We start from the raw sequence: 26,803 nt of genomic DNA, 5'->3' as shown, positions 1-26,803 counted from the left end.
GGAGATGTCATGTTGCGTCGTGTTTTGCTGTTCGCCGCACGCCAGGACCGTGTGCACACGGCATTGCGGGCACTGCCCGCGTCCAGAGCCGTGGTCGACCGGTTCGTCGCCGGGGAGACGCCGGCCGAGGCGGTCGCCGGAGGCTCGGCACTCGTCGCCGAGCGGCTGTGCGTCACGTACAACTCCCTGGGCGAGTACGAGACAGACCCGGCCCGGACGCTCCGGACACGGGACGCCTTCGTCGCGTTCGCCGGCCGTCTGGCGGACGCGGGTCTCGGCAGCGAGGTGAGCGAACTCTCCGTCAAGCTCTCGGCGTTGGGGCAGCTGAACGGCCCCGGCGGCCCCGCGCGGGCCCTCGACCACGCACGGGTCGTCTGCGCCGCCGCGAAGAAGGCCGGGGTGCTGGTCACCCTCGACATGGAGGACCACACCACCACGGACTCCACCCTGGAGATCGCACGGGAACTGCGCCGGGACTTCCCGCTGACCGGCGTGGCGGTCCAGGCCGCACTACGGCGCACGCCCGCCGACTGCGCGGACCTCCAGCGCGCGGGCGCTCGCGTACGCCTGGTCAAGGGCGCCTACCGGGAACCGGCGTCGGTGGCGTTCCAGCGGCGCGCCGACGTCGACCGGGCCTTCGTCCGCTGCCTGCGCACCCTCTTCGCGGGGGACGCCCGGCCACTGGTCGCCACCCACGATCCGCGGCTGATCGGCATCACCACGGAACTCGCCCGGCGTCACGGGCGTCGACCGGGGCAGTTCGAGCACCAGATGCTCTACGGCGTGCGGGGCGGCGAACAGCGCCGCCTGGCGGCGGCGGGCCACCGGGTGCGGGTCTACCTGCCGTTCGGGCCGGAGTGGTACGGCTACTTCACCCGGCGCCTCGCCGAGCGCCCCGCCAACACCCTGTTCTTCCTGAGGGCGCTGGCACGGCCGAGCTGAGCATCGCGTACGAACCCGTTCACCGCAGTGCCGACGGGCACTGCGGTGAACGGGTTCCGCGGGGCAGGCGGGACTTCGCGGACACTCCCTAAGGGGTGGTCAGCCCTCCGACCAGTTCGTCCAGCCGGCCGGCGAGCTGGTCCGAGACGCGGGTGAGCGGCAGCCGGCACTCGGCGGAGCGGATCAGCCCGAGACGCCACAGGCAGTACTTCAGCGGCATCGGGTTCGACTCGCTGAACAGGGCTGGGATCATGGGGCTGATGCCCCGCCAGGACGCCCGCGCCTTCTCCAGGCGCTCGTCGGCGAGCGCCTCCATGATCTCGACGAACGTGGTCGTCGCCAGGTGGGCCGAGGCCAGGATGCCGCCGGCGGCGCCGTTTACGACACTGGTGAAGTAGAGCGGATCCTCGCCGGTCAGCACGGCGAGGTCGTCCGGGGCGCGGTGCAGCAGATCGAGGCTCTGCAGGACGTTCCCCGTGGCGTCCTTGATGGCCCGGATGTTGGGCACGGTGGCGGCCAGTCCGAGGAGCGCGTCGTTCGACAGGTTGACGCCGGTCCGGTAGGGGACGTTGTAGGCGATCACCGTCCGCTCGGTCTCAGCGGCCACGGCCCGGAAGTGCTCTACCAGCCCGTCGGGGGACGGCCGGTTGTAGTACGGCGTGACGACCAGGTAGCCGGCCAAGTCCATGGACTCGTACGAGGCGACGCCCCGCGCCACGTGCTTGGTGGAGTTACCGCCGACACCGACGTAGACGGGCAAGTCACCGGCCACGGCGTCGAGGGCCGCGGCGACGAGCGACCTCTGCTCGTCCGGCTCGATCGTCGGGCTCTCGCCCGTCGTGCCGAGCAGGACGAATCCGGCGATCCCGAGGCCCTTGTAGTGCTCGACCAGCCGCCGCAGCGACTCCATGTCGACGGCGCCGTCGTGAAACGGCGTCACGAGCGGGAGATACACGCCCTCCAACTTGTTCACCCGTCAGCCTCCATCATGTGTGTCCGGGCAGAGAGGTCGGTCAACGACCTCGATCGGTCCGGCCGTTGAGGCGCCGAGCGTACCGAACCGGAGGTGCCCCGAAGGGGCGTGCAACATCCCATTCGGCGGGGATCGTGCCTCCTTGTTCCGGCGGCCTATCCGTGTCGGACACAAATATGATCCCGGACCCGCCTGGCCGAGCGCGAGGGCCGGAACAAGACTTGCTGCGCCGCTCCTTGCAAGCCGTCGTGCGTCTCGCGGCAGAAGAGCGTCCGCACGCCATCACCAGGAGATGATCTTGGGCTCGAACGTCCTGTTGCTGCATGTCATGAAGAACGTCCTGCCGGACCGGATCCGCACCGCCGAGGAGATCGGCCACCTCACGGTGATCACCGAGCCGGGGCACGTACAGCAGTACGGCCCCGATGTGGACGTCCACACCGTCCCGAGCGTGCAGAACCTCGAGGTGATGCGGGCGAAGGTGCTCGAGATCCTGCGTGAGCGCCGCATCGACCGCATCTTCGCCCCGTTCGAGCTCGGCCAGTCGGCGGCGGGCTACCTCCGCTCGTACTTCGGGCTGCCCGGCACCGGCCTGGACGTGGCCAACAACTTCTCCAACAAGTACGTGATGAAGCAGCGCTTCGCGGCCGGAGGGCTGCCCGTCACCGGCTTCCGGCTGGTGGCCGGTCTCCACCAGGTCCCGGAGGCCGCCGCCCACCTGGGCTGGCCCCTGGTGATCAAACCGATGATCGGCGGCGGTTCCATCAACGTGAGCGTCATCCACGGACCGGAGCACTTCGAGGAGTTCTGCCGGACGCCGGCCGCGGAGCGCGTCAGGGCCCTGCCCGTGCCCCTGCTCGCCGAGCGGTTCGTGGAGATGAGCGCGGAGTACCACTTCGACGCCATCGTCGAGAACGGACAGGTCCTCTTCTCCGTCGGGTCCCGCTACACATCCCCCGTCCTCACCCGGGACGGTTTCCTCGGCTCGTGCATCCTGCCGCCCGACGACCCCACACGGCAGCGCATGACGGAGATGCACGCGCAGGCGGTGAGCAGCCTCGGGCTGGATTCCGGCGTGACGCACATGGAGTTCTTCGAGACGTCCGACGGCCTGATCGCGGGGGAGATCGCCTGCCGGCCCGCGGGCGGCCTGTTCCCCGAGTCCATCCGCATGCACACCGGCGCCGACCTGTGGCGCGCGTGCCTCGAGCTGGCCCTGGGCCTCAGCCCGAAGCTGGAGCTCAAGGACGAGGAGGGCGTGCTGGCCCACTGCCATCTCCCCATCTCCCCCGGACGGATCGTCGAGCAGACGACGGAGGAGGAGCTGGCCGCGCTGCCGTCCGTCGTCCGGGTCGACATGCTCCGCAGGAAGGGCGACGTCGTCCCGGCCCACCTGAACTCCGCCTCCGCCAGCGCCGTCGTCTACGTCCGGGCCGACCGCCCGGAGGAGGCCGAGGCGGCGATCCGGCGGGTCGTGGAGGAATACCGGATCGACATCGTGCCCGAGGAGGTCTGACCGGTCAGGAGCCCCGGCCCGCGCCGGGGACCTCCCACATGTCCACACAGTCCGTTCCGCCCGAATTTGATGGCTCGCGGCACTTTCTCCTGCCTTCCTGATTAGGTCCTGCCGCTTGATGATCGCTCGTCGGCCTCCACTCCCGCCGCGGGCGATGGCAGCATCGCCGTGGGAAGCGACGCCACCAGCAGAACTTCCCACGGATAGTCATCGCGGCCGTAAACCTTGCGGTTCGCGTTCGGCCCTCTCCCCGCTTCGAAAGTGTCCATGCCGTACAGCCAAACCCGTGCGCATCGTCAGGCGGACCACACTCAACGCACCGGACTTCGACTGGAGCCGTTCCCCGGGGTCTTCTACAACACGCGAGACTCCCGCACGGCATCCGCGTTCATCGCCTCCTCCACCGAGGCGGGGACGGCCGCCCGGCGCGCGACCGACGTCCTCGCCGGCCTCCCCCCGCACCACGTCCTGCGCCTCGTCCTGCCCCCGCCGGAGGCCCGTGATCCCGGCGAGTCCGGGCGCCTGCTCCGGGCGTGGCTCTCCCGCGGGGTCCTGCGGGCCGACACCCGACCGGCGTTCTACGCCTACGAACAGCGGGACCCGTCGGGAGCGACGCTGCGCGGCGTCATCGGCGCACTGCGCGGCGGCCCGCACGCGTACAGCGGGGTGGCCCCGCACGAGGACGTCTCGGCGCACGTCGTCGACCGCCTCGTCACGACGCTGGCCGGGCTCCGGGCCGATGTCGAACCCCTGATGCTCTGGTACCGGGGCACCGGAACCATGGCTGCGACCATCGCGGCCGCCGCCGAGCGCCCCGCCCTGCTCGAAGCGGTCACCGGCCACGGCACCCTGCACCGGCTGTGGGCGGTCACCGACGAACGGGAGATCGCCGCCGTCCAGGACGAACTGGCCGCGGGCCAGGCCGTGATAGCCGACGGACACCACCGCTTCTCGGCCCACACCCGGCTTCGCGAGCGGCCGCCGGCACACGCCCGGCCCGCCGGATTCTGGGACCACAGCCTGGCGCTCCTCGTCGACATGGAACAGCATCCGATGACGCCGCGTGCCTTCCACCACGTGATCCGCGGCCTGCCACTGGACGCCGCCCTGCGACGGCTGGGCCCGGCCCATCCGCACGAGGTCTGCGAGGGCACCCTGTCCTCCGCCCTCGCACGGCTGGCCGCCCGCCATGACGACCGGGTCGCGCTGCTGAGCGACGGCGAACGCCACTGCCTCACCCACCTCCGTCCGGAGCCTGGCGGAGCCGGCCTCACCGACGCCGAGCTGGCGGCCCGTCACTTCCTGCCCCGGCTCCGCTCAGGCAGCACGGTGGACTCCGAGCCCCTCGGCTCCGCCGAGGACGCCGTGGCCGAGGCGGCCCGCGGGGGCGGATGCGCCGTGCTGCTCAACCCACCCGGCGCAGCGGACATCCACCGCGTCGCCCTCGCCGGGCGCCGCCTGCCCAGGAAATCGACCTACTTCCCGCTCAAGCCGCCGCTCGGCCTCGTCATGCGCGTGCACACCCGGCCCGAGTCCCGACCGCTGAAGGAGAAAACCATGTCTCATCCCTCGCCCGACCTGACCGCCAAGCACGATGCCGTCCACGTCGTCGTGGCGCCTCCCCGCACCGCGTCGACGGCCTTCGCCCGGGTCCTGTGGAACAACCCCGCCGTCGGGTACTACGCCCACGAACCCTTCGAGGCCGCCTACTTCGACGGACACGGCCCCGAACACGCCTGGGAATCGGTGCGCAACGCCGTCGACCTCTCGGCGGTCGTCGGCGCCAAGAGCGGAAACTCCCTGCTGATCAAGGAGATCGCCTTCCAGGCGGGCGACCGCATCGGCGAACTGCTCGCCGTGGCGACCTCCGTGCCCGTCTTCCTGATCCGCGACCCGCGGCTGACCATAAGCTCCCGCCGCGAGGTGAAGCGCAGGGCCGGAAGCACGCTGGAGTTCCCCCTGGCCGAGACCGGCTGGCAGGCCCTCGAAAGCCACATCGCGCACTGCCGGGACAACGGCATCGACTACGTCCTCGTCGACGCCTACGACTTCCGCTCCAGGCCGGACTCCGTCATGAGCCAGGTCAGCGCCCGCCTGGGCCTCGACTTCGACCCCGCCCAGCTCACCTGGGAACCGCGCCCGGACCTGACGCTGAGCAACCACCGCACCTCGGGCGTCGACCACTTCTTCACCCGTGTCCTCAACAGCAAGGGCATCGAACCGCCCGTGGAGACGGTGCCCGAGCTGACGGAGTTCCCCGAGGACGGCGGCCTTCGCGCACACGTCAGCTGGGCCCTCGACCTGTACCAGCAGCTGCGCCAGGACCCCAAGCGGATCGTCCCCCAGTCCTGACTCCCCGTCTCACCGTCCGAGGTGCGGCACGCACATGAGTCATCCCCACGATGTTTCCCCGAGAGTCACAGGCGGTTGAGCGCAGCATGCCCACGATTCAGTCTCCGGACGAGCTGATCATCGACGACCTCTACGTGAATCTGGAGCCGATCCTTCGCAGGCAACTGCTGCTCAAGTGCGAGGGATTCAACTTTGCCGGTTCCGTCAAGCTCAAGGCCGCTACGTCCATGGTGGACGCCGCGGAGCGCGAGGGCAGGCTCAGATCCGGGTCCGTACTCGTGGAGTCCTCCTCGGGGAATCTGGGAGTCGCCCTCGCGATGGTGGCCGCCAGCCGGGGCTACCAGTTCGTCTGCATCACCGACCCCAGGTCGAACGCCACCACCAGGTCCCTGATCGAGGCCTTAGGCGCGCGGGTCGTCCTCATCACCAAGCCCGACGCCACGGGCGGCTACCTCGGATCCCGCATCAGCTACGTCCAGGAACTCTGCCGGAACAACCCCGAGTTCGTCTGGCTCAACCAGTACGCCAGCCAGTACAACTGGCGCGCGCACTACGAACTCACGGCCCCCGCCATCGACAAGCAGCACCCCTGCCTCGACTACCTCTTCGTCGGCGCGGGCACCACGGGCACCCTGATGGGCTGCGCCCGCTACTTCAAGGAACGCAGGCCCGAGGTACGCATCGTGGCGGTCGACAGCGTCGGCTCGGTCACCTTCGGCAGCACACCGGCGCCGCGCTACATCCCGGGTCTCGGCACCAGCAGGCGGCCGGACATCCTCGACGAGGGCCTGGTGGACGAGGTCCTGCTCGTCGACGAGGCCGACACCGTCGTCACCTGCCGCGAACTGGCCCGCCACGGCTACCTGTTCGGCGGCTCCACGGGAACGGTGGTCAGCGCCGCACGCAACCGCCTCCCCGAGGGAGGGGACGCCATCGCGGTGGCCATCGCCCCCGACCTCGCCGACCGGTACGTCGACACCCTCTACAACGACGCCTGGGTGATCGAGACCTACGGCCCGCTCGCCGGCCTGCACACCGAAGCCTCCCCGGAACTTCCCCTCTAGGCCTCCTGCCGGCGCTTCCGCACGGCAGCCGACACCTGACCCCCACGACGGAGAGACCCAGTGAACGTGTCCACCCAGCCCCTCGGCCTGCCCACCACGACGCCCCCGGCCGCACCGCACCACCACCCCGGTGCCACCGTCTGGCTGACGGGCCTGCCGAGCGCGGGCAAGACGACCATCGCCTCGGCCGCCGCCGGGATCCTGCGCTCCCGGGGCCTGCGCGTGGAAGTGCTCGACGGCGACGAGATCCGCACCTTCCTGTCGGCCGGCCTCGGCTTCAGCCGCGAGGACCGGCACACCAACGTGCAGCGCATCGGCTACGTCGCCGATCTGCTCGCCCGCAACGGCGTCATCGTCCTCGTCCCGGTGATCGCGCCGTACACCGACAGCCGCGAGACGGTCCGCAGCCGCCACGAGGCGACCGGCACCCCCTACCTGGAGATCCACGTGGCGACTCCGGTGGAGGTGTGCAGCGAGCGGGACGTGAAGGGTCTGTACGCCAAGCAGGCCGCGGGTGAGCTGAAGGGGCTCACCGGGGTCGACGACCCGTACGAGCCGCCGGTCGCCCCCGATCTGCGGCTCGACACCCAGTCGCTGACCGTGGAGAAGTCGGTGACGGCGGTCATCGACCTCCTCGCCGAGAGGGGACTCGTCTGATGGCCACCACGGTGGCGCCCGTCGGAACCCGCGACACCCTGCACCGGATCCCCCACCTCGATGCTCTTGAGTCGGAGGCGGTGCACATCTTCCGTGAGGTGGCGGGTGAGTTCGAGCGGCCGGTGATCCTGTTCTCCGGTGGCAAGGACTCGATCGTCATGCTGCATCTGGCGCTGAAGGCGTTCCGGCCGGCGTCGGTGCCGTTCTCGCTGCTGCATGTGGACACCGGGCACAACTTCCCCGAGGTCCTGGACTACCGGGACCGTACGGTCGAGAGGCACGGGCTGCGGCTGTATGTGGCGTCGGTGCAGGACTACATCGACCGGGGTGTGCTCAAGGAGCGCCCGGACGGCACCCGCAACCCGCTGCAGACGCTGCCGCTGACGGAGAAGATCCAGGCGGAGAAGTTCGACGCGGTCTTCGGCGGGGGGCGCCGGGATGAGGAGAAGGCCCGGGCCAAGGAGCGGGTGTTCTCGCTGCGGGACGAGTTCTCGCAGTGGGATCCGCGCCGGCAGCGTCCGGAGCTGTGGAACCTCTACAACGGCCGGCATGCCCCGGGTGAGCACGTCCGGGTCTTCCCGTTGTCGAACTGGACCGAGCTGGACGTGTGGCAGTACATCGCCCGTGAGGGCATCGAGCTGCCGGAGATCTACTACGCGCACGAGCGTGAGGTGTTCCGGCGCAGTGGGATGTGGCTGACGGCCGGTGAGTGGGGCGGGCCGAAGGACGGCGAGGTGGTGGAGAAGCGTCTGGTGCGCTACCGGACCGTGGGTGACATGTCCTGCACCGGCGCGGTCGATTCGGAGGCGGACACGATCGAGAAGGTGATCGTGGAGATCGCCGCCTCCCGGCTCACCGAACGCGGCGCCACCCGCGCCGACGACAAGATGTCCGAGGCCGCGATGGAAGACCGCAAGCGCGAGGGGTACTTCTAGAGATGAGCACGATCACCACCGAGGAGCTTGCGGAGACCACGCTGCTGCGGTTCGCCACCGCCGGTTCCGTCGACGACGGTAAGTCCACCCTGGTCGGGCGGCTCCTGCACGATTCGAAGTCGGTCCTGACCGACCAGCTGGAGGCTGTCGAGCGGGTCTCCGCGAGCCGTGGCCAGGAGGCCCCGGACCTGGCGTTGCTGACCGACGGTCTGCGCGCGGAGCGGGAGCAGGGCATCACCATCGACGTGGCCTACCGCTATTTCGCCACGCCCCGGCGCCGGTTCATTCTCGCCGACACCCCCGGCCATGTGCAGTACACCCGCAACATGGTCACCGGTGCCTCGACGGCCGAGCTGACGGTGATCCTGGTCGACGCCCGCAACGGCGTGGTGGAGCAGACCCGCCGGCACGCGGCGATCGCCGCCCTGCTGCGGGTGCCGCACGTGGTCCTGGCGGTGAACAAGATGGACCTGGTGGGCTATGAGGAGTCGGTGTTCGCGGCGATCGCCGAGGAGTTCACCGCGTACGCCACCGAGCTGGGTGTCCCCGAGGTCACCGCGATCCCGATCTCCGCGCTGGTCGGGGACAACGTGGTGGAGGCGTCGGCGAACATGGACTGGTACGGCGGGCCGACCGTGCTGGAGCACCTGGAGACGGTGCCGGTCGCGCACGACCTGAGTCACTGCCACGCCCGGCTGCCGGTGCAGTACGTGATCCGGCCGCAGAGCGCCGACCACCCCGACTACCGGGGTTACGCCGGGCAGATCGCGGCCGGTTCCTTCCGCGTCGGCGAGCAGGTCACCGTGCTGCCCTCGGGCCGTTCCACGAAGATCACGGGTATCGATCTGCTGGGTGAGCCGGTGGAGGTGGCCTGGACGACGCAGTCGGTGACCCTCCTGCTCCAGGACGACATCGACATCTCGCGTGGCGACCTGATCGTGCCCAGCAAGGACGCGCCGCCGACCACGCAGGACATCGAGGCGACCGTCTGCCATGTCGCCGACGCGCCCCTGACGGTGGGCCACCGGGTGCTGCTCAAGCACGGCACCCGCACGGTCAAGGCGATCGTGAAGGACATCCCCTCCCGCCTGACCCTGGATGATCTGTCCCTGCACCCGCATCCGGGACAGCTCGTCGCCAACGACATCGGCCGGGTGAAGATCCGTACCGCCGAGGCGTTGCCGGTGGACTCCTACGCCGCCTCGCGCCGCACCGGCTCGTTCATCCTGATCGATCCCAACGACGGCACCACGCTGACCGCGGGCATGGTCGGCGAGTCCTTCGCCTCCCCCGAGCCGGTCAAGGACGAGACCGATGAGGGATGGCATTTCTGACCGTGTACGCATCTGAATGTTCCTGGACATCTGTCAGAACCGCGCTGCGCCGATCCTTTGCTGTGCTGGCCGCGCTGCCCCTGCTCACGCTGGCCGCCTGCGGTTACGGCTCCCAAGCTAAGAGCGACGGGGCGGTGAAAATCCCGGCCGGGGCGAAGAAGATCGACGGTCTGGACAGCGTCAAGATCGGTTACTTCGGCAATCTGACCCACGCAACCGCGCTGGTGGGCATGCGGAAGGGTTTCCTTCAGCAGGCGTTGGGGGCCACGCGAGTGCAGCCGGCGGTCTTCAACGCCGGTCCGTCGGAGATCGAGGCGCTGAACTCCGGCTCCATCGACATCGGCTGGATCGGTCCGTCTCCGGCGATCAACGGCTATGTCAAGTCCGGTGGCAAGAACCTGCGGATCATCGGTGGTTCGGCGTCCGGTGGTGTGAAGCTGGTGGTCAACCCGGACAAGATCACGTCGTTGAAGGACGTCAAGGGCAAGCGGATCGCGACTCCGCAGCTGGGCAACACCCAGGACGTGGCGTTCCTCAACTGGGCCGCCGACCAGGGCTGGAAGATCGACCCGCAGAGCGGCAAGGGCGACGTCACCGTCGTGCGCAGTGACAACAAGGTCACCCCCGACGCCTACAAGTCCGGCTCCATCGACGGGGCGTGGGTGCCGGAGCCGACCGCCTCGAAGCTGGTCGCCGAGGGCGGCAAGGTCCTGCTGGACGAGGCGTCGCTGTGGCCGGACAAGAAGTTCGTGATCACGAACATCATCGTGCGCCAGGAGTTCTTGAAGGAACACCCCAAGGTCGTCGAGGCGGTGCTGAAGGGCTCGGTCGAGACCAACAAGTGGATCAACGCCCACCCGGACGCGGCGAAGACGGCCGCCAACGAGCAGCTGGCCGCGGACTCCGGCAAGGCGCTGCCGGCAAATGTGCTGGATCCGGCGTGGAAGTCGATCCAGTTCACCGACGACCCGCTGGCCGCCACCCTCAACACCGAGGCCGCGCACGCCGTGAAGGCCGGACTGCTGCAAAAGCCCGACCTGAAGGGCATCTACGACCTCGCGCCGCTGAACAAGGTCCTCAAGGCAGAGGGTGAGCCCACGGTCGACGACGCCGGTCTCGGCGCGAAGTAAGCCCGCATCCCCAAGCCGCCATTGTGAACAGTTCCCAGGAGGTGACGACCATGGCCACGACCCTCGCCAAGGCCGCCGACGACACCGGGACGGCCACCCACGCCGCCCGGATCGAGCACGTCTCGAAGTCGTTCGCGGGCCCCGCCGGGCAGCAGCTCGTCCTGGACGACATCACCCTCGATGTCGCCCCCGGCGAGTTCGTCACCCTCCTGGGGGCCTCGGGCTGCGGCAAATCCACCCTGCTCAACCTCGTGGCCGGCCTGGACGGGCCCTCCGCCGGCACCATCAGCACCGACGGCCGCCCGGCCCTGATGTTCCAGGAACACGCCCTTTTCCCCTGGCTGACCGCCGGCAAGAACATCGAACTCGCCCTGAAACTCAGCGGCGTGCCCAAGGCCGAGCGCCGCGAGCGGGCCGAGCAGCTGCTGGAACTGGTCCGGCTCAAGGGCGCGCACGGCAAGCGGGTGCACGAGCTGTCCGGCGGAATGCGCCAGCGCGTGGCGCTGGCCCGCGCGCTGGCCCAGGACAGCAAGCTGCTGCTGATGGACGAACCCTTCGCCGCCCTCGACGCCATCACCCGCGATGTACTGCACGACGAGCTGACCCGTATCTGGCGCGAGACACAGGTGTCGGTCCTGTTCGTCACCCACAACGTGCGCGAAGCGGTCCGCCTGGCCCAGCGGGTGGTGCTGCTGTCCTCCCGCCCGGGCCGCATCGCCCGCCAGTGGAGCGTGGACATCCCGCAACCGCGCCGCATCGAGGACACCGCCGTGGCGGAGCTGTCCGTCGAGATCACCGAACAACTGCGTGGGGAGATCCGCCGTCATGGCCAGCACTGACACCACGATCGCCGACAAGGACGGCAACGACCTCGCCGGTCTCGAAGCCGGCCTCGACGCCCTGGAAACCGTCCAGACCAGCCGCAAACCCTTCCGGCAGACCCTCACCGAGAAAATCCTGCCGCCCGTCCTCGCCGTCGCCCTGGTCCTGGCGCTCTGGCAGGCCCTGGTCTCCTTCAAGGTCGTCGACGACCCCACCAAACTCCCCGCACCCTCAGCCGTATGGGACGTCGTCCACACCGCCTGGCTCCAGGGCGAACTGCTCGACTACATCTGGACCAGCGTCTCGCGCGGCCTGCTCGGCTTCTGCTTCGCCCTGCTCATCGGCACCCCCCTCGGCCTGCTCGTGGCCCGCGTGAAGTTCATCCGCGCCGCCATCGGCCCCATCCTGTCCGGCCTGCAGTCCCTGCCCTCGGTCGCCTGGGTCCCCCCGGCCGTCATCTGGCTCGGCCTGAACAACTCCATGATGTACGCCGTCATCCTCCTCGGCGCCGTCCCCTCCATCGCCAACGGCCTCGTCTCCGGCGTCGACCAGGTACCCCCACTGTTCCTGCGCGCGGGCCGCACCCTCGGCGCCACCGGCCTGAAGGGCACCTGGCACATCGTCCTCCCCGCCGCCCTGCCCGGCTACGTCGCCGGCCTCAAACAGGGCTGGGCCTTCTCCTGGCGCTCCCTGATGGCCGCCGAGATCATCGCCTCCTTCCCCGACCTCGGCGTCGGCCTCGGACAACTCCTCGAAAACGGCCGCAACGCCAGCGACATGGCCATGGTCTTCGAAGCCATCCTCCTCATCCTCATCGTCGGCATCGCCATCGACCTCCTCATCTTCAGCCCCCTGGAGCGGTGGGTGCTGCGCAGCCGCGGCCTGCTGGTGCGGAGATGAGAAGCCGCAGCGACAGAACCCCGAACGTCCCTTAAGGAGAACCGTGTTCACATTCGAAGTCGTCGCCGGTGAGGCAGTGCGACAGCAGTTGGACCAGCACCGCGACGAGGTCGTGGACATCGTCGAGCGCACTTACCGGGACCACCAGGCCGGCGAGACCATCAACCCGGACAGCTACTTCCTGCGCTTCCCCGAGAAGCCGGACTCGCGCATCATCGCGCTCCCCGCGCTGCTGCGGGCCGATGTGCAGCTCGCCGGCATCAAGTGGATAGCCAGCTTCCCCAAGAACGTGGCCGCCGGCCGGCCCAGGGCCTCCGCCGTCCTGATCCTCAACGACTACGAGACCGGCTATCCCATCGCCTGTCTGGAAGCCGCCAACATCAGCTCCGCGCGCACCGCCGCATCCGCCGCCGTGGCGGCCCGGGCCCTGCGCCCCGAGGGGCTCGCCGGCGGCCGGGTCGCGGTCGTGGGCGGTGGGGTCATCGCCCGCAACATCTGCGAGTACCTCCACGTCGTCGGCTGCCGGCCGGACACCTACCTGGTGCACGACATCCACGAGCCCTCGGGCAAGTTGCTGGCCGAGCACCTGAACGAGCGGGGCCGGACCGCCCGGTTCACACCGGACCTGGACGAGGCCCTGGACGCGGACGTCGTGGTGTTCGCGACCACGGCCCTGGAACCGTACGTCACCCGGTCCTTCCGCCCGGGCCAACTGGTGCTGAACGTCTCGCTGCGCGATCTGGCCCCCGAGGTGGTCCTGGGCGCGCACAACATCCTCGACGACGTGGACCACTGCCTGAAGGCCAACACCTCGCCGCACCTGGCGGAACAGCTCGTGGGCAACCGGGACTTCGTCGACGGCACCCTGGCCGACGTCCTGAACGGCGACGTCACCGTGGACGGGAGCAAGCCGGTGATCTTCTCACCCTTCGGGCTCGGCGTGCTCGACCTCGCCGTCGGGGCCTATGCGCTCGACAAGGCGCGGGCAGCGGGGCAGACCACGGCAATCCCCGGTTTCTTCGGCGAGACCAGCCGGTGGTGAACCAGATGTCCGCCTCCACAGAGAGCCGCCGCCCCGGCCCGAGCATCGCTGTCGTCGGCATGGGATCGCGCGGGCTGGGCGTCCTGGAACGGCTCGTCAGCATGTGCCTGGCGGAGCCCTTCGACCTCACCGTGCACCTGGTGGACCCGCGGCCACCGGGCCCCGGCTTCCACCGGGCCGACCAGCCGGACTACCTGCTGCTGAACACCGTCTGCTCGCAGCTGACGGCGTTCGCCGACGCCGCCATGGTGACGGGCCCGGCAGGCATCCCGGGGCCCAGCCTGTACGACTGGTGCCTCGAACGCGACCTGCGCGTCCAGGACGACGGCTACACCGTCCGCCCCGGCGTGGGCCGTGCCGTCCGGCCCAACGACTTCCTGCCGCGCAGGCTGCTGAGCGACTATCTGGCCTGGGCCGCCGAACGGATCGTCGGCGCCGCTCCCGAACGGCTCCGCGTCGTACGGCACCAGGCGTCGGCCACCGGCCTGGTGCAGCTGGGCGACCGTGAGCAGGTGCTTCTGGACGACGGGACCTCCGTCGTCGTGGACGCGGCGTTCCTCACGGTCGGGCACCACACCCTGCACCAGCCGCAGCGTCAGGAGACCGACCCGGCGACCATCACGTGCCCCTACCCGCTGCCCGACGCGGTCGAGGCGGTGCGCCCCGGGGAACGCGTCGTGGTGCTCGGCATGGGCCTGACCGCCATGGACGTGATCGCGAGCCTCACCCTCGGGCGCGGGGGGCGGCATGTGACCGGCGAGAACGGCGAGACACGGTACCTGCCCAGCGGCCGGGAACCGCGGATCGTCCTGGCCTCCCGCAACGGCCTGCCCTATCGCAGCCGGCCCGTCCTCAACCCCGGGCGGATCAAGTGCGAGCCGCTCGTCCTGACGCCCACGCGCGTCCGGGAACTGCGCGAGGGTAGACCGGGCGGGCGGCTGAACTTCGCCGAGGACATCGTGCCGCTGGTCGAGGCGGAGATCGACCTCACCTACTACCGGGCCTGCCTCGCCCGGCACACCGGTGACGCGGACGCGGCCCGGCGGGAGTTCGCGGACCTGGTGCGGACCCAGGGTGCCGAGCCGCTGCTCGCGCGGGCACGCGAACGTTTCGGGCCGTCACCGGTGAGCGGTCTGCTCTCCGTTGCCGCCGGGCCGTCCTCCTGGGAGACGTACCAGGACTACACCGACTGGTTCGTCGCCAGGGTCGCCGACGACCTCGCCGAGGCGCGGGCGGGCCTGGGCGTCAGCCCCGTCAAGGAGGCGCTGGAGGTCCTGCGGGACCACCGGGACGTCCTGCGCGCCGTGGTGGATCCGCCGGGCCTCGACGACGAGTCGATGGGCGACTTCTTCTCGGACTTCGTCTCCCTGGTCAACCGCACGGTCATCGGCCCCCAACTGGACCGCTCGGCCGAGCTGCTGGCGCTGATCGAGGCGGGTGTCGTACGTCCCGCACCCGGCGCGCACAGCCTGCTGCGCCGCTCCACGGACGGCGCCGTGTGGACGCTGGAGTCCACGACTCTGGCCGCGGCCCACCGGCTGGAGGCGGACCGGGTCGTCCTGGCCCATGTGCAGGAACCGGCGGCGGACGAGGCCGAGGGTTCACTGCTCGGCGGACTGGCCAAGGCGGGCCGGCTGCGCACCCTGCGGCACCGCAGCGCGAGCACGACCGGTCTGGACGTGACCCGGGAAGGCCGGGCCGTGGACGCCGCGGGCGCCGTGCAGGAGCGGATCTTCCTGTTGGGGCCGCACACGGAGGGGTCGAGCTACTACAACCACTACGTGCCGTCGCCCGGAGCGCCGAGCCGGGCCCTGCGGGATGCCGAACTGGCCCTGCGCGCCGCCCTGTCGACCGTCGTGCCATCCTGACAGACCGGCTTCGGCGGCGGGGCCGGCCCCGGCCTCGCACCACCTCGCACGATCCCTCGCTGGAGCAACGCATGCTGAACGCAGCACTCGGACGCCTGAGGCGCATGAACGAGCTGTCGCCGACCTTCAGGCTCCTCCTGGCGGCCTCGTTCCTGATCCCGCTGGCCGGTTTCATGGTCATGCCGTTCATGTCCTTCTTCCTGCACGACCGGATGAAGATGGACCTGGAGGTCGTCGGCCTCGTCATCGCCGTGGCGTCGTTCGTGCAGATGTCCGGTGGCGTGGTCGGCGGGTACGTCGCCGACAGGTTCGGGCTCCGGCGCACCATGGTGGTGGCCCTGGTGATCCGCACGATCAGCTTCGCGCTGTTCGTGGTGTCCATCAGGGCCCCCGCCCTGTCGATCCCGGCGCTGCTGCTGTCGGCGGTCGGCGTGGCGCTGTACCTCCCGGCCAACAAGGCCTACGTGGTCCGGGACTGCGACGCGGACCGCCGGCCCCTCTTCCTGTCCCTCAACAACGCGGCGCTCAACAGCGGGATGGCGCTCGGCCCGCTCATCTCCGGCCTCTTCATCATGCGCGCGCCGATGGCGGTGTTCGCGGTGGCCTCGGGCATCTTCGCCGCCGTCACGCTGCTGCACGTCAAGGCGCTGCCCCCGGACGCCGAGATCCGGCGGCCCGAGCCGCGAAAAGAACGCGGCGGCGCGGTGCGGTTGTTGCTCATCCCGCCGGTCATCACCGCGGCCCTCGGCTTCTACGCGTACATGTTCTTCCAGAACTACCTGAGCCTGTACGTGGTGGCGCACTACTCGTCCACCGTCTTCAGCGTCCTGCTGCTGATCAACGGGCTGCTCGTGGTCGCGCTCCAGCCCGTGCTGGCGAAACGCATCAACGGACTCGGCTTTCCCCTCGCCACGGCCCTGTCCTTCGCGCTCTTCGCCTGCGGCCTGCTGCTGATCGGGTGGGCCGGACTCCTCGCCGTCGTCGTCGGCGTCGTGCTGATCAGCCTGGGGGAGGTGGTGCTCTTCCTCAAGAGCGAGCTGGAGGCGCTGCGTTACTCGCCCGACAGCCCGGGAGTGGTCTTCGGCAACCAGCGCCTGGCCACCGGCATCGGTGCGTTCGCGAGCGCGTGGGCCGGCGGCTGGTTCTACCAGCGGGCCACGGACTCGCCCGACGGCGACAGCCGCTTCTGGATCTACTGCGCCGTCCAGGCGGCCATCGGCGGGTTGCTCGCCCTGGCCGTCTCCCTGCTGTCCCGCCGGAACGCCGCGCCCGCCGACGAAGAGACCGCCGACGAAGAGTCCGCCGGCCCCGGCCGGGACGCCGACCGGACCAGCTCCGCCGACCGGACCACCTCCGACGAACAGAACGCCAGCCTGGGCTGACCCGCCGAGGGGAACGCCCCCGGGCACCGGCCGCCGCTCACCGTTCCAGCAGCATGCGCTGGAGTTCCCTGGCCGCCCGGGGCGGCGCCACGTCGCTGCGGTGGGCCAGGGCGATCGTGCGGTGCAGACCGGGCCGGGCCAGCGGCGTGACGCGCAGGCCGCGGCCCGATCTCGCCGCCACCATGCGCGGCACGACGGCCACCCCCAGCCCCGCCCGCACGAACCCCAGCACCGCGTCCATCTCCCCGCCCTCCACCGCGAAGTCCGGCTCGAACCCCTCCGCGCGGCACGCGGCCACGGTCAGTTCGCGCAGGTCGTAGCCGTGCCGGAACATCACCAGGCGCTCGCCCTCCAGGTCGGCGATGCGTACGGTGCGCCGGCCCCGGCCGGGTCTCGGCGCGTCCGGTGAGGAGACCACGACCAGGTCCTCGCGCAGCAGCTCCACCGTCGTCAGCGCCGGGGACGGCGTCGGCAGGGGCAGCACCACCAGGGCGAGGTCCAGCGCGCCGCGTGCCAGCTCCCGCACCAGGTCGTGCGAACCGCCCTCCTCGATCAGCAGCCGGATGCCCGGGTAGCGGTCGTGGAAGGCGCGCAGCACGTCCGGCAGCAGGCCCGTGCACAGGCTGGGCGTGGCACCGAGCCGCACCCGTCCCCGCCGCAGCTGCACCAGCTCCAGCACCTCGTGCCGGGCCGTGTCCGCGTCGGCCAGGATGCGCCGGGCCAGGGGCAGGAGGGCCTCGCCGGCGTCCGTGAGCGTGATGTTGCCCCGCGCCCGCAGGAACAGGTCCGCGCCCAGCTCCCGCTCCAGCGCCTTGATCTGCTGCGACAGTGACGGCTGCGCGACATGGACCAGATCCGCGGCCCGGGTGAAGTGCCGGGTCTCGGCGACGGCCACGAAGTACTGGAGCTGGTGGAACTGCATACTCGTACGATAGCCCCGGCCTATGGAATCAAGCCGCACCATGTCTTGGACCGATCGGCTCCGTGTCCGTAGCGTGCTGTGACATGGCTCTGGCAACGCGGACGGACCGACGGCCGTCCATGGCACGCACCGTGTGGGACTCCACCCTCGGCAAGAAGACCGTGATGGCGGTCAGCGGGCTGATCATGCTGCTGTACCTGGTCGTCCACATGATCGGGAACCTGAAGATCTTCTTCGGGGCCGGCGAGTTCGACCACTACGCCCACTGGCTGCGCACCGTCGGCGAGCCGTTCATGCACTACGAGTGGACGCTGTGGCTGGTCCGGATCGTGCTGGTGGCCGCCGTCGTCGCCCACGCCGTCTCCGCGTACCAGCTCAGCCGCCGCGACATCAGGGCACGGCCCGGCAAGTACGTGCACAAGAGGCCGCGCGCGAGCTACGCGACGCGGACCATGCGGTGGGGCGGGATCATCCTCGGGCTGTTCATCGTCTGGCACATCCTGGACCTCACGACCGGCACCGTGCACCCCGGCTTCCGGCCCGGCCACCCGTACCAGAACGTCGTGGACACCTTCTCCACCTGGTACGGCAACGTCATCTACATCGTCGCGATGCTCGCGCTCGGCCTGCACGTCCGGCACGGCTTCTGGAGCGCCGCCCAGACCCTCGGCGCCGGCAGCCGCACCCGCGACCGTGCCCTGAAGACCGTCGCCGACGTCCTCGCGCTGCTGCTCACGGCCGGTTTCATCGCCGTACCCGTGGGCGTCATGACCGGAGTGGTGAGCTGACATGACCTACACCGACTACGCGACCGGCGAACCGGTCGTCGACACCAAGGCCCCGAAGGGCCCCGTCCACGAGCGCTGGGACAAGCGCCGCTTCGAGGCCAAGCTGGTCAACCCCGCCAACCGGCGCAAGCACACCGTCATCGTCGTGGGCACCGGCCTCGCCGGCGGCTCCGCCGGGGCCACCCTCGCCGAACAGGGCTACCACGTCGTCCAGTTCTGCTACCAGGACTCCCCGCGCCGCGCCCACTCCATCGCCGCGCAGGGCGGCATCAACGCCGCGAAGAACTACCGCAACGACGGCGACTCCATCCACCGGCTGTTCTACGACACCGTCAAGGGCGGCGACTTCCGGGCCCGCGAGTCCAACGTCCACCGCCTCGCGCAGATCTCCGTCGAGATCATCGACCAGTGCGTGGCGCAGGGCGTGCCGTTCGCCCGCGAGTACGGCGGCCTGCTCGACACCCGTTCCTTCGGCGGCGTCCAGGTGTCGCGGACCTTCTACGCCCGTGGCCAGACGGGACAGCAGCTGCTGCTCGGCGCCTACCAGGCCCTCAGCCGGCAGATCGCCGCGGGGAACATCGAGATGCACCCGCGTACGGAGATGCTCGACCTGATCGTCGTCGGCGGGCGGGCGCGCGGGATCGTCGCCCGGGACCTCGTCACCGGCAAGATCGACACGTACTTCGCGGACGCGGTGGTACTGGCGAGCGGCGGCTACGGCAACGTCTTCTACCTGTCGACGAACGCCATGAACTCCAACGCGACCGCGATCTGGCGGGCGCACCGGCGCGGCGCCTGGTTCGCCAACCCCTGCTTCACCCAGATCCACCCCACCTGCATCCCGCGCACCGGCGACCACCAGTCCAAGCTGACGCTGATGAGCGAGTCGCTGCGCAACGACGGCCGCATCTGGGTGCCGAAGGCCAGGGGCGACGACCGCCCGCCGAACGAGATCCCCGAGGACGAGCGCGACTACTACCTGGAGCGCATCTACCCGTCCTTCGGCAACCTGGTGCCCCGTGACATCGCCTCCCGCGCCGCGAAGAACGTCTGCGACGAGGGCAGGGGCGTCGGCCCCGGCGGCCAGGGCGTCTACCTCGACTTCGCCGACGCCATCAAGCGCATGGGCCGGGGGGCCGTCGAGGCCAAGTACGGCAACCTCTTCGACATGTACCAGCGGATCACCGACGAGGATCCGTACCAGGTGCCCATGCGGATCTACCCCGCCGTGCACTACACGATGGGCGGCCTGTGGGTCGACTACGACCTCCAGACCACCGTCCCCGGCCTGTTCGCGATCGGCGAGGCCAACTTCTCCGACCACGGGGCCAACCGGCTCGGCGCCTCCGCGCTGATGCAGGGACTGGCCGACGGCTACTTCGTGCTCCCGGCGACCATCAACGACTACCTCGCCCGCAACCCGCACACGGACCAGGTCGACACCGGCCATCCGGTCGTCCAGGAGGTGCTGGCCGAGACCGAGGACCGGCTCAACCTGCTGCTGTCCGTCGACGGCGACCGCACACCCGACTCCTTCCACCGCGAGGTCGGCGAACTCATGTGGGAGTTCTGCGGCATGGCCCGCACCGACTCGGGACTGCGCAAGGCGCTGGAGCGCATCCCGCAGATCCGTGAGGAGTTCTGGCGGCGCATCAAGGTCCCCGGCACCGGCGAGGAGTTCAACCAGTCGCTGGAGAAGGCCAACCGCATCGTCGACTACCTGGAACTGGCCGAGCTGATGTGTCTCGACGCGCTGCACCGCAGCGAGTCCTGCGGCGGCCACTTCCGCGAGGAGTCCCAGACACCCGACGGCGAGGCCGCCCGGAAGGACGACGAGTTCGCGTACGCGGCCGCCTGGGAGTTCAACGGCACCGGCGAGGCTCCGACCCTGCACAAGGAAGACCTGGTCTTCGAGTACGTCCACCCCACCCAGCGGAGCTACGCATGAAGCTCACCCTGCGCGTCTGGCGGCAGAAGAACGCCGACGCCGAAGGCGCCATGTCCACGTACGAGGTGGACGGGATCTCCTCCGACATGTCCTTCCTGGAGATGCTCGACACCCTCAACGAGGAGCTCATCCTCAAGGGCGAGGAGCCGGTCGCCTTCGACCACGACTGCCGCGAGGGCATCTGCGGTGCGTGCTCGCTCGTCATCAACGGCGATGCGCACGGGCCCGAGCGGACGACCACGTGCCAGCTGCACATGAGGTCGTTCAAGGACGGCGACACGATCGACATCGAGCCGTGGCGGGCGTCCGCGTTCCCGGTGATCAAGGATCTGGTCGTCGACCGTTCGGCCTTCGACCGGATCATCCAGGCCGGCGGGTACATCACCGCGCCGACGGGTGCGGCTCCCGAAGCACATGCCACACCGGTGCCGAAGCCGGACGCCGACTTCGCCTTCGAACACGCCGAGTGCATCGGCTGCGGTGCGTGTGTCGCCGCGTGCCCGAACGGCGCCGCGATGCTGTTCACGTCCGCCAAGATCAACCATCTGAACGTGCTGCCGCAAGGGGCGCCCGAGCGCGAGACGCGGGTGCTGGACATGGTGGCGCAGATGGACGAGGAGGGCTTCGGCGGGTGCACCCTCACGGGAGAGTGCGCCACGGCGTGCCCCAAGGGCATTCCGCTCATGTCCATCACCGGCATGAACAAGGAGTGGCTGCGGGCCACGCGGAAGGTGAGCAAGCGGTAGGTCCGGGCAGGTAGAAGCGTTCGCCGTGTGGTGCGGACGGGCGGGGCCGGTTGGTGCTCACCGGCCCCGTCTCGCCTTTCCGCGCTCCTGGCATTCAACATCCCGGCATCCGCGCTCCTGGCACTGGTCACGCGAAGGTCAGGCGGCATGGGCACAACAGTGGCGGCGGCACCGCTCGCCGCCCCCGGCCCGTGACCAGGAGAGAGCCATGACCGGCGTACTGACCGTCGACCGCCCCGCGCAGCCCACGGCCCCCACCCGCTACACCGTCGCCCTCGCCCGGAACGAGGAGGACGTGCGTGCCGCGCAGCGGCTGCGGCACGACGTCTTCGCCGGGGAGCTGGGCGCCCTGCTGGCCGGCTCGCAACCGGGGCTGGACGTCGACCCGTTCGACGCGTACTGCGACCACCTGCTCGTCCGCGAGGAGACGACCGGCCAGGTCGTCGGCACCTACCGGCTGCTGCCGCCCGAGCGCGCGGCGGTCGCCGGGCGGCTGTACTCCGAGAGCGAGTTCGACCTGAGCTCCCTCGCCGGAATCCGGCCCGAGCTCGTCGAGGTCGGCCGCTCCTGCGTGCACCCCGACCACCGCGACGGCGCGGTCATCAGCCTCATCTGGGCCGGGATCGCCCGCTACATGGTCGACCGGGGCCATGAGTGGCTCGCCGGCTGCTGCTCCGTCCCGCTCGCCGACGGCGGCACCCTCGCCGCCGCCACCTGGGACCGGGTCAGCGCCAAGCACCTGTCGCCGCAGGAGTACCGCGTCCAGCCGCTGCTGCCGTGGGTCCCGGGTCCCGCACCCGCCACCCGCGTCGAACTGCCCGCCCTGCTGCGCGGCTACCTGCGCCTCGGCGCCTGGGTGTGCGGCGAGCCGGCCCACGACCCGGACTTCGGCGTCGCCGACCTGTACGTGCTGCTGCCGATGAGCCGGGTCAACCCGCGCTACCTGCGGCACTTCCTGTCCCTCGTCCCCGCCTGATGAGTGCCTGGCTGCCCACCGCGCCCTGCACGCCGCAGGCCTGTGTGGAGGCGCCGGCGGTGGTGCCGGCGCGGGCCGTGCCGCGTGCCGTGCTGCGGCTCACCGGGGTCGTGCTGCTCCTGCTCGCGGGGATCGCGCTCTCGCCGCTCGGTGCTCGGATACCGGCGTCCCTGATCCGGCGGTGGTGCCGGTGGATCGTGCGGGCCGCGGGGGTCCGGGTCCGCGTCAACGGCGCCGCCGCCCCCACCGGCGGACTGCTGCTGGTCGCCAACCACATCTCCTGGCTGGACATCCCGCTGCTCGCCGTCGTACGCCCCGCCCGGATGCTGGCCAAGACCGAGGTACGGCGGTGGCCCGTCGCCGGGCCGCTCGCCGCCCGCGGCGGCACCCTGTTCATCGACCGGGACCGGCTGCGGGCCCTCCCGGACACCGTCGCCCGTATCGCCCGGGCCCTGCGCGAGGGCGCCGCCGTCGCGGCCTTCCCCGAGGGCAGCACCTGGTGCGGCCGGGCCCAGGGCCCCTTCCGCCGGGCCGTCTTCCAGGCCGCCCTGGACGCCGGGGTGCCGGTCCAGCCGGTCCGGATCGGCTACCGGCTCACCGGCGGAACCGGCACCACCGCCGCCGCGTTCGTCGGTGACGACACCCTGCTCGCCTCCCTGTGGCGGGTCGCGACGACCCGCGGCCTGGTCGCCGAGGTCGAGGTCCGCGCCCCCATCCCACCGGGCAGCAGCCCCGACCGCCGTGCTCTGGCGGGCGCCGCCCAGCCACCGGAGACGACGGCGCCGTCGTGGACGCACGCGGTGCTCGTGGCGTAGGACCTGCGCCGACCGTGCGGTGGCGCCCGTCCCGCCCGTGAGGGTGGCTCCGGCTGCGCGGCACGTCCCGGGGCCGGGGACAGGGCCGTGCGGCCGCAGGCGCGGCCCGGTCGCTGAACGGGTGCCGCCGCGCGGGGCCGGCGGGCCGCGGCCACCGGGATCGCCGATCAGCGGCAGCCGCTCGCCGCGGCCGGCCGCCGACAGCGACGGCGGCTCGCCGTGCGCATGCCCCGAGTACCGGCCGACGTACGACGCAGGATGTTCCTGCCCGCACCGGACGCGCCTCACCGGCCCCCGGGCAGCGTGCGCGCCAGATACGGCGCCGTTCGGCTCTCCGCCGAGCGCGCCACGTCCGCCGGTGGCCCCGCCGCCACGATCCGGCCGCCCGCGTCGCCGCCGCCCGGGCCGAGATCGATGACCCAGTCCGACCCCGCGACGACGGACATGTCGTGCTCGACGACGATCACGGTGTGCCCGGCGTCGACGAGGCCGTGCAGCTGGCGCATCAGGACGTCAACGTCGGCCGGGTGGAGGCCGGTCGTCGGCTCGTCGAGGAGGTAGAGCGTGGGGCCGCGCCTGCCGCGCTGGAGTTCGCTCGCCAGTTTGATGCGCTGGGCCTCGCCGCCGGACAACTCGGTCGCGGGCTGACCGAGGCGGAGGTAGCCCAGTCCCACGTCGAGCAGGGTGCCGAGGCTGCGGGCCACGGGCGGGGTGTCGGAGAAGAACTCGGCCGCGCTCTCCACCGTCAGATCCAGCACCTGCGCGATGTTCCGCCCCCGGTACGTCACCTCCAGCGTCTCCGGGTTGTACCGGGCCCCGCCGCAGTCCGGGCAGGGCGCGTACGTGCTCGGCAGGAACAGCAGCTCCACGCTGACGAACCCCTCGCCCTGGCAGGTCTCGCAGCGCCCGCCCGCCACGTTGAAGGAGAACCGGCCGACGCCGAAGCCCCGCTCGAGCGCCCCGTCGGTAGCCGCGAACACCTTGCGCACGACGTCGAAGAGGCCGGTGTACGTCGAGAGGTTCGAGCGCGGGGTGCGTCCGATCGGCTTCTGGTCGACCGAGACCAGCCGGCCCACCCCGGCCGTCTCCTCGGTGATCTCGCCGATGAGCGTGGACTTGCCGGAGCCGGACACTCCGGTGACCGCGGTGAACGCGCCGAGCGGGAACTCGGCGGACACATCGCGCAGGTTGTGCCGGGTGACCGGCCCGGTCCTCAGCCACCCGCTCGGTTCGCGGACCACGCGCGCCGGGGCGGGGCAGCGGTCGAACAGGTAGCGAGCCGTCGCCGACTCCTCGACGGCCGCCAGCTCGGCGACCGGGCCGCTGTGCAGCACGCGCCCGCCGTGCTCGCCCGCGTGCGGACCCACGTCCACCAGCCAGTCGGCACCGCGTACGACATCGAGGTGGTGCTCCACCACGAACACCGAGTTCCCGGCCGCCTTCAGCCGCTCCAGCACGACGAGCAGGGCCTCGGTGTCCGCCGGGTGCAGCCCGGCCGACGGCTCGTCGAGGACGTAGACGACACCGAACAGGCCGGAGCGCAGCTGGGTGGCGAGGCGCAGGCGTTGCAGCTCGCCCGCGGACAGGGTGGGGGTGGGCCGGTCCAGGCTGAGGTAGCCGAGACCGAGTTCGACGACCGGCGCGACCCGCGAGGTGAGGTCGTCGGTGAGGACCCGGGCGGTCTGTGACGTCGCGTCGAGCGCGGCGGCCAGCTCCACCAGCGGCAGCGCCGCCAGCTCGGCGATGGTCCGGCCGCCGAACGTCACCGCCAGTGCCTCGGGCCGCAGCCGGCTGCCACCGCACGCCGGGCAGGGCGCGCTGGTGAGGAACCGCTCGGCCTTCGCCCGCAGGGTCGGGCTCTTGGAGTCCGAGAAGGTCTTCAGCACGTACCGCCGGGCGCTCATGTACGTGCCCTGGTACGGGCGCTGGATCCGGTCCGCGTCCCGCACCGGGTGCACGGTGACCACCGGCTGCTCGTCCGTGAACAGGATCCACTCACGCTCGCCGGCGGGCAGCTCCCGCCACGGCCGGTCCACGTCGTACCCGAGCGCGTCGAGGACGTCCCGCAGGTTCTTGCCCTGCCAGGCGCCCGGCCACGCGGCGATCGCGCCCTCGCGGATCGACAGCGACGGGTCGGGGACCAGCAACTCCTCGCTCGTACGGTGCACCCGGCCGAGCCCGTGGCACTCCGGGCAGGCGCCGGCCGCCGTGTTGGGCGAGAAGGCGTCCGAGTCGAGGCGCCCGGCGCCGGGCGGGTAGGTGCCGGCCCGGGAGAAGAGCATGCGCAGCGAGTTCGAGAGGTTGGTGACGGTGCCGACCGAGGAGCGTGAGGTCGGAGCCGCGCGGCGCTGCTGGAGCGAGACGGCGGGCGGCAGACCGGTGATCTCCCCGACCTTCGGCGCGCCCACCTGGTGGATCAGCCGGCGCGCGTACGGCGCGACCGACTCGAAGTAGCGTCGCTGCGCCTCCGCGTAGATCGTGCCGAACGCCAGCGACGACTTGCCCGAGCCGGACACGCCGGTGAACACGGCCAGCACGTCCCGGGGGATGTCGACGTCGACGCCCTTGAGGTTGTGCTCGCGGGCGCCGCGGACACGGACGTACGGGTCGTGGGGGCCGTGGCAGTCGTGCATGGGCAACGACTCTAACCGGAGGCGATCGCGGCCAGCCGCCGGTAGGAGTCCAGCAGGGCCTCGCGGTCGTACGTGCTGGTGGTGACGAGGACCTCCTGCGCTCCCGTCTCCTTCAGCACCGTCTCCAGCTCGTGCGCGACCTGCTCCTCGGTGCCGGCGATGTGGCCGGTGAGGCCGGACTCGTAGAAGCCGCGCTCCTTGGCGGTCATCGTGAGCGCATCCACGCTCTCCGCGGGCGGCAGGGGCGGGAAGGTGCCGCGGGTGCGGGAGTACGCCATGGACCAGGCCTCCGGGATCAGCAGCCGCCGGGCCTCCTCGGGGGTGGCGGCCACGGCGATCGTGCCCGAGACGACGACGTAGGGCTCGCTCGCCCAGGCCGAGGGGCGGAAACCGTCGCGGTAGTGGTCGATGCCGCGCCGCATCCTGTCCCGGTTCCGGAGGTCGCCGATCACCATGGGCAGGCCGAGGCGGGCCGCGATGCCGGCCCCCTCGCCCATGGCCAGGACGAACGGCGGCACGGCCAGCCCCTCGGCGGGGCGGGCGTGCACCCCGGTCGGGGAGGTGCCCCGGAACCAGCCGAGCAGCTCCCGCAGCTGGGCCTCGAAGTCCTCGGCGTCCTCCTTGTCACGGCCCAGGGCCCTGCGCACCCCGTCCGTGAAGCCGACGGACCGTCCCAGCCCCATGTCGATCCGCCCGGGGAACAGCGACTCCAGCACCCCGAACTGCTCGGCCACGACCAGCGGCCGGTGGTTGGGCAGCATCACCCCGCCGGTGCCGACCCGGATCGTCCGTGTCGCGGCGGCGACGGCCGCCGCCAGCACGGTCGGCGCGGAACCGGCGACCCCGGGTACGCCGTGATGCTCCGAGACCCACAGCCGGTGGTACCCGAGCCCCTCCAGCTCCCCGGCCAGCCGCACGGTGTCACGCAGCGCCTCGGGATGCGTGTGCCCCTCGCGAGTGCGGGAGCGGTCGAGGACGGAGAACCTGGTCGTCGCGATCACGGAGCTCATACAGGGTTCAACACCGGCGGGCCCACAGGATTCCTCCGGCCCGTGCAC

General features: G+C 71.0%; 22 protein-coding genes. 18 read left to right on the top strand and 4 right to left on the bottom strand.

The features are described 5' to 3' along the window. Positions 1–9: 9 nt before the first annotated feature. Positions 10–942, top strand: coding sequence for a proline dehydrogenase family protein (locus SCNRRL3882_RS04230; protein ID WP_029181697.1), 933 nt, complete (start codon positions 10–12; stop codon positions 940–942). Positions 943–1,030: 88 nt separating this feature from the next. On the opposite strand, the gene dapA is transcribed toward SCNRRL3882_RS04230, so the two are convergent. Beyond that, positions 1,031–1,915: a 4-hydroxy-tetrahydrodipicolinate synthase gene (dapA, locus tag SCNRRL3882_RS04225; protein ID WP_010047349.1), complete on the bottom strand. Its 885-nt coding sequence runs from the start codon at positions 1,913–1,915 to the stop codon at positions 1,031–1,033. A 298-nt stretch (positions 1,916–2,213) separates the two neighbouring features. On the opposite strand from dapA, the gene SCNRRL3882_RS04220 reads away from it, so the two are divergent. The 12 genes from SCNRRL3882_RS04220 to SCNRRL3882_RS04165 all read left to right on the top strand — a co-directional run bounded on the left by SCNRRL3882_RS04220 (position 2,214) and on the right by SCNRRL3882_RS04165 (position 16,917). Continuing rightward, positions 2,214–3,431 (top strand): ATP-grasp domain-containing protein, encoded by a 1,218-nt coding sequence (locus tag SCNRRL3882_RS04220; RefSeq protein ID WP_158688468.1) that lies wholly within the window; start codon positions 2,214–2,216, stop codon positions 3,429–3,431. 267 nt (positions 3,432–3,698) lie between these two features. Then, positions 3,699–5,783 carry a DUF1015 family protein gene (locus SCNRRL3882_RS04215; RefSeq protein WP_010047353.1) on the top strand — a complete coding sequence of 695 codons (2,085 nt, stop codon included), beginning with the start codon at positions 3,699–3,701 and terminating at the stop codon, positions 5,781–5,783. 86 nt (positions 5,784–5,869) lie between these two features. Beyond that, entirely contained in the window at positions 5,870–6,847 is a 978-nt protein-coding gene (gene sbnA, locus SCNRRL3882_RS04210) for a 2,3-diaminopropionate biosynthesis protein SbnA (RefSeq protein ID WP_010047354.1), read from the top strand. A gap of 87 nt (positions 6,848–6,934) precedes the next feature. Further along, positions 6,935–7,504, top strand: coding sequence for an adenylyl-sulfate kinase (gene cysC, locus SCNRRL3882_RS04205; RefSeq protein ID WP_029181698.1), 570 nt, complete (start codon positions 6,935–6,937; stop codon positions 7,502–7,504). Next, complete coding sequence (cysD, locus tag SCNRRL3882_RS04200; protein WP_102514734.1) at positions 7,504–8,439, top strand: sulfate adenylyltransferase subunit CysD; 936 nt, start codon at positions 7,504–7,506, stop codon at positions 8,437–8,439. Before cysC ends, cysD begins: the two co-directional genes overlap by 1 nt. 2 nt (positions 8,440–8,441) lie before the next feature. Continuing rightward, a complete protein-coding gene (locus SCNRRL3882_RS04195; protein ID WP_102514733.1) occupies positions 8,442–9,773 on the top strand; it encodes a sulfate adenylyltransferase subunit 1 in 1,332 nt (443 codons plus the stop codon). After that, positions 9,761–10,903 (top strand): aliphatic sulfonate ABC transporter substrate-binding protein, encoded by a 1,143-nt coding sequence (locus tag SCNRRL3882_RS04190; RefSeq protein ID WP_102514732.1) that lies wholly within the window; start codon positions 9,761–9,763, stop codon positions 10,901–10,903. Before SCNRRL3882_RS04195 ends, SCNRRL3882_RS04190 begins: the two co-directional genes overlap by 13 nt. A 50-nt stretch (positions 10,904–10,953) precedes the next feature. Next, positions 10,954–11,742, top strand: coding sequence for an ABC transporter ATP-binding protein (locus tag SCNRRL3882_RS04185; RefSeq protein WP_010034299.1), 789 nt, complete (start codon positions 10,954–10,956; stop codon positions 11,740–11,742). Continuing rightward, positions 11,729–12,625, top strand: coding sequence for an ABC transporter permease (locus SCNRRL3882_RS04180; RefSeq protein WP_102514731.1), 897 nt, complete (start codon positions 11,729–11,731; stop codon positions 12,623–12,625). The genes SCNRRL3882_RS04185 and SCNRRL3882_RS04180 overlap by 14 nt, the downstream gene beginning before the upstream one ends. A gap of 43 nt (positions 12,626–12,668) precedes the next feature. Beyond that, positions 12,669–13,667 carry a 2,3-diaminopropionate biosynthesis protein SbnB gene (gene sbnB / locus SCNRRL3882_RS04175; protein WP_010043553.1) on the top strand — a complete coding sequence of 333 codons (999 nt, stop codon included), beginning with the start codon at positions 12,669–12,671 and terminating at the stop codon, positions 13,665–13,667. Between the two features lie 5 nt (positions 13,668–13,672). Next, a complete protein-coding gene (locus SCNRRL3882_RS04170; protein WP_010043555.1) occupies positions 13,673–15,535 on the top strand; it encodes an FAD/NAD(P)-binding protein in 1,863 nt (620 codons plus the stop codon). Positions 15,536–15,606: 71 nt separating this feature from the next. Beyond that, entirely contained in the window at positions 15,607–16,917 is a 1,311-nt protein-coding gene (locus SCNRRL3882_RS04165) for an MFS transporter (protein ID WP_010043557.1), read from the top strand. Positions 16,918–16,954: 37 nt separating this feature from the next. On the opposite strand, the gene SCNRRL3882_RS04160 is transcribed toward SCNRRL3882_RS04165, so the two are convergent. Beyond that, positions 16,955–17,839: a LysR family transcriptional regulator gene (locus SCNRRL3882_RS04160; protein ID WP_010043560.1), complete on the bottom strand. Its 885-nt coding sequence runs from the start codon at positions 17,837–17,839 to the stop codon at positions 16,955–16,957. Positions 17,840–17,958: 119 nt separating this feature from the next. On the opposite strand from SCNRRL3882_RS04160, the gene SCNRRL3882_RS04155 reads away from it, so the two are divergent. The 5 genes from SCNRRL3882_RS04155 to SCNRRL3882_RS04135 all read left to right on the top strand — a co-directional run bounded on the left by SCNRRL3882_RS04155 (position 17,959) and on the right by SCNRRL3882_RS04135 (position 23,112). Beyond that, on the top strand, positions 17,959–18,627 hold the full coding sequence (locus SCNRRL3882_RS04155; protein WP_010043563.1) for a succinate dehydrogenase: 669 nt from the start codon (positions 17,959–17,961) through the stop codon (positions 18,625–18,627). Between the two features lies 1 nt (position 18,628). Then, complete coding sequence (locus tag SCNRRL3882_RS04150) at positions 18,629–20,575, top strand: fumarate reductase/succinate dehydrogenase flavoprotein subunit (RefSeq protein ID WP_010043564.1); 1,947 nt, start codon at positions 18,629–18,631, stop codon at positions 20,573–20,575. Further along, positions 20,572–21,321, top strand: coding sequence for a succinate dehydrogenase/fumarate reductase iron-sulfur subunit (locus SCNRRL3882_RS04145; RefSeq protein ID WP_010043567.1), 750 nt, complete (start codon positions 20,572–20,574; stop codon positions 21,319–21,321). The genes SCNRRL3882_RS04150 and SCNRRL3882_RS04145 overlap by 4 nt, the downstream gene beginning before the upstream one ends. Before the next feature lie 208 nt (positions 21,322–21,529). Beyond that, complete coding sequence (locus tag SCNRRL3882_RS04140) at positions 21,530–22,297, top strand: GNAT family N-acetyltransferase (protein WP_010043569.1); 768 nt, start codon at positions 21,530–21,532, stop codon at positions 22,295–22,297. After that, on the top strand, positions 22,297–23,112 hold the full coding sequence (locus tag SCNRRL3882_RS04135) for a lysophospholipid acyltransferase family protein (RefSeq protein ID WP_029181428.1): 816 nt from the start codon (positions 22,297–22,299) through the stop codon (positions 23,110–23,112). Before SCNRRL3882_RS04140 ends, SCNRRL3882_RS04135 begins: the two co-directional genes overlap by 1 nt. 284 nt (positions 23,113–23,396) lie before the next feature. On the opposite strand, the gene SCNRRL3882_RS04130 is transcribed toward SCNRRL3882_RS04135, so the two are convergent. Further along, on the bottom strand, positions 23,397–25,745 hold the full coding sequence (locus SCNRRL3882_RS04130; protein ID WP_010043573.1) for an ATP-binding cassette domain-containing protein: 2,349 nt from the start codon (positions 25,743–25,745) through the stop codon (positions 23,397–23,399). An 11-nt stretch (positions 25,746–25,756) separates the two neighbouring features. After that, positions 25,757–26,755, bottom strand: coding sequence for an LLM class flavin-dependent oxidoreductase (locus SCNRRL3882_RS04125; RefSeq protein ID WP_010043575.1), 999 nt, complete (start codon positions 26,753–26,755; stop codon positions 25,757–25,759). Positions 26,756–26,803: the final 48 nt, after the last annotated feature.

It is taken from the genome of Streptomyces chartreusis NRRL 3882, from assembly GCF_900236475.1.
GTDB classification, from domain to species: Bacteria; Actinomycetota; Actinomycetes; order Streptomycetales; family Streptomycetaceae; genus Streptomyces; species Streptomyces chartreusis_D.
The sequence above is the reverse complement of the archived record's forward strand: the minus strand, read 5'-3'. Positions and strand labels throughout refer to the sequence as shown.

Excerpts from the sequence above, each read along its gene's own strand:
- SCNRRL3882_RS04230 (WP_029181697.1), top strand. The coding sequence starts at position 10 with ATGTTGCGTCGTGTTTTGCTGTTCGCCGCACGCCAGGACCGTGTGCAC.
- SCNRRL3882_RS04215 (WP_010047353.1), top strand. The coding sequence starts at position 3,699 with ATGCCGTACAGCCAAACCCGTGCGCATCGTCAGGCGGACCACACTCAA.
- sbnA (WP_010047354.1), top strand. The coding sequence starts at position 5,870 with ATGCCCACGATTCAGTCTCCGGACGAGCTGATCATCGACGACCTCTAC.
- cysD (WP_102514734.1), top strand. The coding sequence starts at position 7,504 with ATGGCCACCACGGTGGCGCCCGTCGGAACCCGCGACACCCTGCACCGG.
- SCNRRL3882_RS04195 (WP_102514733.1), top strand. The coding sequence starts at position 8,442 with ATGAGCACGATCACCACCGAGGAGCTTGCGGAGACCACGCTGCTGCGG.
- SCNRRL3882_RS04190 (WP_102514732.1), top strand. The coding sequence starts at position 9,761 with ATGGCATTTCTGACCGTGTACGCATCTGAATGTTCCTGGACATCTGTC.
- SCNRRL3882_RS04185 (WP_010034299.1), top strand. The coding sequence starts at position 10,954 with ATGGCCACGACCCTCGCCAAGGCCGCCGACGACACCGGGACGGCCACC.
- SCNRRL3882_RS04180 (WP_102514731.1), top strand. The coding sequence starts at position 11,729 with ATGGCCAGCACTGACACCACGATCGCCGACAAGGACGGCAACGACCTC.
- SCNRRL3882_RS04170 (WP_010043555.1), top strand. The coding sequence starts at position 13,673 with ATGTCCGCCTCCACAGAGAGCCGCCGCCCCGGCCCGAGCATCGCTGTC.
- SCNRRL3882_RS04165 (WP_010043557.1), top strand. The coding sequence starts at position 15,607 with ATGCTGAACGCAGCACTCGGACGCCTGAGGCGCATGAACGAGCTGTCG.
- SCNRRL3882_RS04160 (WP_010043560.1), bottom strand. The coding sequence starts at position 17,839 with ATGCAGTTCCACCAGCTCCAGTACTTCGTGGCCGTCGCCGAGACCCGG.
- SCNRRL3882_RS04155 (WP_010043563.1), top strand. The coding sequence starts at position 17,959 with ATGGCACGCACCGTGTGGGACTCCACCCTCGGCAAGAAGACCGTGATG.
- SCNRRL3882_RS04150 (WP_010043564.1), top strand. The coding sequence starts at position 18,629 with ATGACCTACACCGACTACGCGACCGGCGAACCGGTCGTCGACACCAAG.
- SCNRRL3882_RS04145 (WP_010043567.1), top strand. The coding sequence starts at position 20,572 with ATGAAGCTCACCCTGCGCGTCTGGCGGCAGAAGAACGCCGACGCCGAA.
- SCNRRL3882_RS04140 (WP_010043569.1), top strand. The coding sequence starts at position 21,530 with ATGACCGGCGTACTGACCGTCGACCGCCCCGCGCAGCCCACGGCCCCC.
- SCNRRL3882_RS04135 (WP_029181428.1), top strand. The coding sequence starts at position 22,297 with ATGAGTGCCTGGCTGCCCACCGCGCCCTGCACGCCGCAGGCCTGTGTG.
- SCNRRL3882_RS04130 (WP_010043573.1), bottom strand. The coding sequence starts at position 25,745 with ATGCACGACTGCCACGGCCCCCACGACCCGTACGTCCGTGTCCGCGGC.
- SCNRRL3882_RS04125 (WP_010043575.1), bottom strand. The coding sequence starts at position 26,755 with ATGAGCTCCGTGATCGCGACGACCAGGTTCTCCGTCCTCGACCGCTCC.